This window comes from Microbispora sp. NPDC049633, assembly GCF_040675265.1.
Taxonomy (GTDB): domain Bacteria; phylum Actinomycetota; class Actinomycetes; order Streptosporangiales; family Streptosporangiaceae; genus Microbispora; species Microbispora maris.
This window is the reverse complement of record NZ_JBFAOO010000410.1, coordinates 1-1,581: the sequence shown is the minus strand read 5'-3', so window position 1 is coordinate 1,581 and position 1,581 is coordinate 1. Positions and strand designations below refer to the sequence as shown.

Sequence of the window (1,581 nt, the reverse complement as noted above, 5' to 3'; positions counted from 1 at the left end):
GCCAAGCAGCAGGGGCATGCCTCCACCCGCAGCTGGCTGCGCACCACGGGCGGGATGACCGTCGCGGGAGCAGGCCGCCTGCTGACCCTGGCGGTGGAACTGGCCCGCCTGCCCAAGGTGCGGGAGAAGTTCGCCGCCGGCGACTTGGCGGCGGGGGTGGCCGAGGCCATCTGCGCCGCGGTTTCCGGTCTGTCGGATGAGCAGGCCGGCTTGGCCGAGCCGATCCTGGTGGAGCTGGCGGGCAGGGCGGGGGCGGCGGAGGTGGCCAAGGCGGGGCGTTATCTGCGGGCGGTGCTGGACCCCGATGGTGAAGACCGCGATGAGCGGGCCGATTACGGGCGGCGGTTCCTTCGGGTCCGCCCGGGCCGGGGCGGCGGCCTGGAAGGAGAGTTCTACCTCCCCCGTGAGCACGCCGCCCGGTTGCAGGCGTTGCTGGACGCCTACGCCAAACCCAAAGCCGAGGGCGATGACCGGCCGCTGCGTGTGCGTCAGGCGGATGCGTTCATGGCGTTGCTGGAGGAGAAGATCGCCGCCGAGCTCCTGGTCCTGGTCAACGCCGATTCCCTCCCCACCGACCCCGCCGACCCTGTTGACCCCGCTGACCCCGCCGACCCTGTTGACCCTGTCGGCCCGGCGGAGAGCGGTGACGCCGAGGAGGCCGAGGCAGCCGGTTCCGCGATAGGCGCCGGTGCCGATGTATCCGCAAGGGCCGCCGCCGAAAACAGCGGCGGAAGCACCATCGAAAGCGCCGTCAACAGCGCCGACCTGGCCACCGGCCGCTGTGACGTGCAGTCCGGCGATTACGCGACCGGATGCGCACAGGCGAAGAACAGGCAGCGGAGCGAGTCGCAGCAGGAGCCACAGCAGAGCAGCTTGCGCAAGCAGAGGGAGCCGCAGCAGAGGGAGTCGCAGGAGCGCACGCCGGAGCAAGGGGGGCCGCAGCGACAGGAGTCGCACTCGTGGGAGTCACGGCGGGGTGAGCGGCTCTCGCCTGATCCTCCTGGCGGCGCCTCTGTCCGTCACACCCACGCCGGGCCCCGGCCTGCGAGGGAGGACCGGCATGGGCAGACCACGCGTGAGGACGACGGCCATGAGCACCCCTGGCCCGGCCAGGACGCGTGCGGATGTGCCCACTCCGGCATGGCGCGGCACCAGCCGGGCGGCAGGTCCGGCACCACATCGGCAACCGCACCGCAAACGCCACCGGGAGGACCGCGAGGAACCGAGACGCCGTCCGGCATGTCCAGGCCAGAGCCGGGGGCGTCACCGGGGGCAGAGCCGGGGGCCACCGGGAGCGTCGGCCGGAGGGCTGCCGGGGGCGGGGCCGGGGACGCCGCCGGGATCGGAACCGGGAGCGTCGGCCGGAGGGCCGCCGGGGGCGGGGCCGGGGACGATGTTGGACACCCTGCTGGGCACATTGTTGGGGACGGCGCCGGGGTTGTTGCTGGCGACCGGGCAGGTGCTGCCCATCTCCGCCGTGCACCGCCTGGCCCGCACCTCCACCCTCATGCGCCTGGTGATGAACGCCGACGGACAGGTGCTCGACATGGGCCGCAAGGTCCGCTTGGCCACCCCCGCCCA

At 73.2% G+C, this 1,581-nt stretch carries 1 protein-coding gene and 1 pseudogene; both read left to right on the top strand.

The window, feature by feature from the left end; translation table 11 throughout:
• Nucleotides 1-54: 54 nt before the first annotated feature.
• Nucleotides 55-477, top strand: a pseudogene (locus AB0J39_RS39470) (DUF222 domain-containing protein); the annotation flags it as partial.
• Between the two features lie 916 nt (nt 478-1,393).
• A partial coding sequence (locus AB0J39_RS39465) for a hypothetical protein (protein WP_363474320.1) occupies nt 1,394-1,581 on the top strand: 188 nt, incomplete at its 3' end.